Source organism: Phenylobacterium sp., from assembly GCF_020253645.1.
In the GTDB taxonomy this organism is placed as follows: domain Bacteria; phylum Pseudomonadota; class Alphaproteobacteria; order Caulobacterales; family Caulobacteraceae; genus Phenylobacterium.
In genome coordinates, this window is sequence record NZ_JADCBG010000122.1 from 1 (window position 1) to 5,497 (window position 5,497).

A 5,497-nucleotide genomic window follows, 5' to 3' on the forward strand; every position below is an offset into this window, starting at 1 on the left:
CGGCGGCGTCGCCGCCCAGGATGCAGTCCGCCCCCGTGCCTGTAAGGACGGTGTCCGCGCCGCCGCCCGCATCGATCCGGTTCGCCCCGTCGTCGGCGCTGACCGTGTCATTCCCGTCGCCGCCGAAGATGGAATCGGCGCCTCCGGTCGCCACCAGGGAATCTGCGCCCGTCTCGCCCGCCCGGGTGTTGTCGCCGGACCCTGCGCTCAGGGTGTCGGCGGCGTCGCCGCCCAGGATGCAGTCCGCCCCTGTCCCTGTAAGGACGGTGTCCGCGCCGCCGCCCGCGTCGATCCGGTTCGCCCCGTCGCCGGCGCTGACCGTGTCATTCCCGTCGCCGCCAAGGATGAAATCGTCGCCCGCTCCGGCGAAAACACAGTCCGCCCCGGTCTCGCCGAGCAGGGTGTTGTTCCCGGCCAGTCCGTTCAGTGTGTCAGCGCCGTCGTCGCCGAGGACCGAGTCGTCCCCGGAGCCGCCGGTGATGTTCTCGTTCCCGCCCGCGCCGAGGATGGCCACGACCAGCCCGGAATAACCCAGGCTGGGCAGGGTGAAGGTCCCGCCCAGGCTGACATTCATGTTGAGGGTGGCGCCGGAGCCTCCCCCTGACGCCGCTGTAAAGCCGGAAAGCTGGCTCTGGTTGATGTTCACGACAGCGCCGGCCGCCACGAACAGGCTCTCGACACTGATCAGGGTGAGGCCGGTGGGGAAGTTGGTTGACACCGCCAGGATGAGGCTGTCAGTCCCCGCCCCGCCATTGAAGGACTCGGCGGGGTCCAGTTCTGAAGTGCCCTCGACGAGATAGCCGTCATCCCCGTCCCCGCCGATCAGGCTGTCGGCGCCAAGGCCGCCGTTGAGGGTGTCGGCGCCATCGCCGCCGATGAGGGTGTCGGCGCCGTCCTCGCCCCGTAGGCTGTCGGCGCCGGCCTCTCCCAGCAGGGAGTCTCCGGCGGCATCCCCAACCACGGTATCGTTTTCACCGCCGCCCAGGACGGTGTCCGCGCCGGCGCCGCTGAAGAAGAGGTCAGCTCCGCCTTCGCCGAGAAGGCTGTCCGCTCCACCGTTGGACTCCAGCCGGTCATTATCGCCTCCACCCAGGAAGGTGTCGTTCTCCTCCCCTCCGATCAGGGTATCTGCGCCCGCATCTCCGCTCAGGGAGTTATCGGCGGAAACATCCTCCAGGCGGTCATTGCCCGAGCCGCCGGACAGGGTATCGGCGCCCTGCCCCCCCCAAAGGGTGTCCGCGCCACCGGAGCCGACAAGCATGTCGCCGTCGGCCCCGCCATCCAGGCTGTCGTCGCCGGTCCCGCCTACAAGGCTGTCGGCGCCCTCGGCGCCGATCAGCCAGTCATTGGCCGGTCCGCCGTCCAGGGTGTCATTGCCGGTCCCGCCGTCCAGGGTGTCCGCCCCGCCCAAGACCGGATCGTTGTCGCCGATGATGAGGTCGCCGGAGCCGAAGCCGCGGAAGGAATCCGCAGTCTCGTTGCCCGTCAGGGTGTCCGGCCCCTCCGTCCCGGTGATGGGCGAGCCGCTTAAGTCCTGAATGCGGATGAACACGTCGATCCGGTTGTCATCGTCCGTATCTGCGAAGGCGAATGTATCGGCGCTTCCCACGACGGTGAAGACGAGGTCATGGAGTCCCGCCCCGATCAGGGCCTCGGCCTGTATCAGGGCCGACTCAAAGGTCGACGCAGGCTGAGCGGTGAACCCGCTGACCCCCGGCCGGCCCAGTTCCAGCTGATCGCCCTCCGCCGTGCTGAAGTCGGTAATCACCTCGATGGCGCCGGGCGAATGGCCCGCGGCCTCGCCGGCGCCGATGATGAACAGGTCCGCGCCGGCGCCGCCGCTCAGGGTATCGGCCCCGGCGCCACCCCTCAGGGTGTCCGCCCCCGCGCCGGCCGCGAGCGAGTCCGAGCCGGCGCCGCCGGACAGGCTGCCGTTCCCTGTGGATCCGGTGAGGGTGTCGCCGCCGTCCTCGCCGGTCAGCGTACCCTCGCCCAACAGAATGTCGGCGCCCACGCCGCCTGCAACGGAGTTGGCGCCCAGGTCGGCGTTCAGGCTGTCGTTTCCTCCGCCCCCCAGGAGGGTGTCGGCCTGTCCGAGGGCAGTGACGGAATCCGCCCCGGCGCCGCCCTCCACCAGGTTGTTTCCGGCGTCCGCCTCGATGAGGTCGTCGCCATCGCCGCCCAGGAGGGTTTCCGCCACCGCCGTCCCGAACAGGCTGTCGGCCCCGCCGTCGCCCGAGACACAGTCCGCGCCGCCGCCGGTGGTGATCCGGTCGTCGCCCTCTCCCCCGGAGTGGGTCTCGGCGCCGGCGCCGCCAGTCAGGGTGTCCGCGCCGGCCTCGCCGGCCAGGCTGGAGGGCCCAGCCCCGCCCTTCAGCAGGTCATTGTCATCCCCGCCAAGAAGGCTGTCTGAACCGCCGCCGCTGTCCAGCGTGTCCGCGCCCGAGCCGCCGGAGAGAAAGTCCAGGCCGGTTCCACCCCTCAGGTCATCCGCGCCCTCGCCGCCGTAACCCGCCGTCGATCCTCCGGAGTTGGCGGACAGGTCCAGAAGGTCGTCGCCGTCGCCGCCTTGGAAGGTGGCCGCGCCGCTGGGGCCCCCGGCGATGACGGAGTCATTGCCCGCACCGCCGTCGACGGAGTCGGCGCCCGCACCCGTCGTCAGGGAGTCGGCGCCCTCCCCACCCAGCAGGGTATCTGCGCCAGCCCCGGTGATCACGGTGTCCGCGCCAGACCCGGCGGTGATGCTGTTGTCGCCTGCGCCCGCCTCGATCCGGTCCGCGCCGTCATCACCCGCGACGATGTCAGCGCCGGCGCCGGCCAACAAGGTATCCGCCCCCTGGCCACCGAGGAGGGTGTTGGCGCCCTCTCCCGCCAGCACGCTGTCGGCGCCGTCGCCACCCTCGACGAGATCGTTCCCGGCGCCCGCAAGGACGGTGTCGTCGCCGGCTCCCAGGTCGATACGGTCCGCGCCGCCATTTCCGGTAACGCTGTCGGCGCCGGTTCCGCCGGAGATCGTTTCCGACGCGGCTCCCCCGATGATGCGGTCATCGCCCCCGTCTCCCGAGAGGGACTGGGCGCCGGCGTCCCCTGTCAGGGTGTCGGCGCCATCGCCACCTGCGACAGTCGAGGCTCCCGCGTTGGCGATGAGGCTGTCGGCGCCTGCGCCGCCGAGGATCACCGCCGCGCCGGTCGCCCCGTCGCCGATCACCGTATCATCGCCGTCGCCGCCCTCGAGGCTGTCGGCCCCGGAACCATCGCCGGTCATGAGGATGCGATCGTTCCCCGCGCCCCCCACAACGGTGTCCGATCCGGAGCCGATGGTCACAGTGTCGTCGCCGAGGTCCCCGAAGACCAGGTTGGCGCCATCGCCGACCGAGAGCTCGTCCTGCCCCTGGCCGCCCAGGACGGTGTCGGCGCCGGAGCCGGTGAGAACGCTGTCGTTCCCCAGGTTTCCGTGGACGTAGTTCGCCCCGGCGCCTGCAACCACGGTGTCATTGCCCTGCCCGCCAAGGAGGCTGTCGTTTTCGGCGCCGCCGGTGACGCTGTCCTCCCCGGCGTTCGCGTTGACGCTGTCGTTTCCCCCGCCGCCAAGGATGCGGTCATCGCCAGCGCCGCCAGTGATCGTGTCCGATCCGGTCCCTGCCGAAAGGGTGTCGTCGCCCGCCTCGCCCGCCAGGCTGTTGTCGCCGGCGCCGGCGTCGACCGTATCTGAGCTGTCGCCGCCGAGGAGGGTGTCCGCCCCGCTCCCGGCAGTGAGGATATCGGCTCCAGCGCCGCCCTCCAGGCGGTTGGCGCCTGCACCCGCAGCGAGGCTGTCGGCGCCGTCCCCGCCCAGCAGGGTGTCCGCCCCGCTCCCGGCGGTCGCCGTGTCGCTTCCCAGGTCGCCGGAGACGTAGTTGTCGCCTTCGCCGGCGCGCAGGTCATCCCCGTCCTGACCGCCCAGCAGGGTGTCGGCGCCCGAGCCGCCGATCACGGTGTCCGCGCCTATGTTCCCGTTCGCCCAGTTGGCGCCGGGCCCGAGGTCGATCTGGTCGCTGTCCCGGCCGCCGTAGATGCTGTCGTCGCCGAGGCCGCCCGTGAGGGAGTCCGCACCCATATTGCCCTGGATGATGTCCGAGCCCTCGCCGCCGGCGAAGGTATCGGATCCCTCGTCGCCATAGAGGCCGTCATCCCAGGCCGACCCCAGGATGCAGTCCGCCCCGGTCGTCCCGGGATAGAGCATGGAGCCGCTGGCGAAGTTGATCTGGCCGGTAAACCCGCCGCGTCCCGCCAGGGCCGCGGCGTTGAACTCCCGGGTGACGCCATTGAAGGTCAGGCCGATGCGCGCGGTGGGCGGGAGAAAGCCGGTTCCGTCCGCTGCGGGAATGAAGGTCACCCGCACCATGGACGCGGTGGCCCCGGGCGTGGCGAAGGTCAGGGTGTCCCCGGCAGTGAAGGCCAGGGCTTCTGAGGCCGTTAGGGTTTCGAAGGTGTACGCCGTCACGCTCCGCCCCATGAAGGCTGCATCGATGGATGCCAGCCCGAATCGCACCGCAAACTAGACACGACTATCCCCACACAATAACGTTCAGGAACGGGCGCACAAGCTCAACGCGAGCGATCCCGGACGGTCCATTTCCCTGGAAGCACACCTCTCCCCGCACGGAAACCGCGCGCCTCAGACGACGATGTCGGAGGCTGCGATTCCGGTGCTGGCGACACCCGTCAGGATGATCACCTGGTCGGCGAGGCCGTCGGAGTCCAGGTCCGCGAACAGGTAGCCTTTCGTCCCGTCGAATTCGAAGGCGTAGAGCTGGCTTGCGGCGGACGTCCCGTTCAGGGTCGCCAGCGCCGTGTTGGCGGCGGCCAGGGCGGCGGCGAAGTCGGCCACCGCGGCCCCCGCCTCCACATAGTTGCCGGTCCCCGCCGTCGAATCGCCCGCCAGCCCCAGGCTCAGGGAGTCACCGGCGCCGAAGTCGCCGATGACGTCCGCCGTCGCCTCGGTAATCCCCGACTGCGCGCCGACATAGACGAAGACATCCGCCCCGCCGCCGCCGGTCAGGCTGTCCGCCCCCAGGCCCCCGGTGATCCGGTCCGCCGCCGAGGAGCCCGTCAGCGTCTCGTCCCCGCCCGCGCCCGTCAGGGTGATGGCGAGGTGGGTCAGGCCGGTCAGGGACGCAAGGCTCACGCTCGTCCCCGAAGCCGCCGTCACCGCCAGGGTCTCGGTCCCGCCGCCGGAGACGCCGCTCACCGCCCAGGCCTGGCCGGAGATCTGCGCCCCGGTGAAGGTCGCCGTCACCCCGTCCGACAGGGTCACCGCGTCGAGGTTGGCGAAGGTCACCCCCGTCAGGTCGGTGGTCGCCGTCACGAGGACGGTGTCGGTCCCGCTCACCCCGTCCACTGCGTCGCCCGCAGAGACGTCGGCCGTCCCGGCGAAGATGAAGACATCGTCGCCCCCATCGCCCGCCAGGCTGTCGGCGCCGCCGCCGCCCCTCAGGGTGTCGGCCCCGCCGCCCCC

General features: G+C 71.1%; 2 protein-coding genes. Both read right to left on the reverse strand.

Features of this window, described 5'->3' with window-relative positions:
- Positions 1 to 4,483, reverse strand: a 4,483-nt coding sequence (locus INE98_RS08700) for a calcium-binding protein (protein ID WP_293538261.1), incomplete at its 3' end; no start/stop codon positions are given.
- Positions 4,484 to 4,657: 174 nt separating this feature from the next.
- Positions 4,658 to 5,497: calcium-binding protein (locus tag INE98_RS08705; RefSeq protein WP_367120179.1), on the reverse strand; the 840-nt coding region annotated here is incomplete at its 5' end.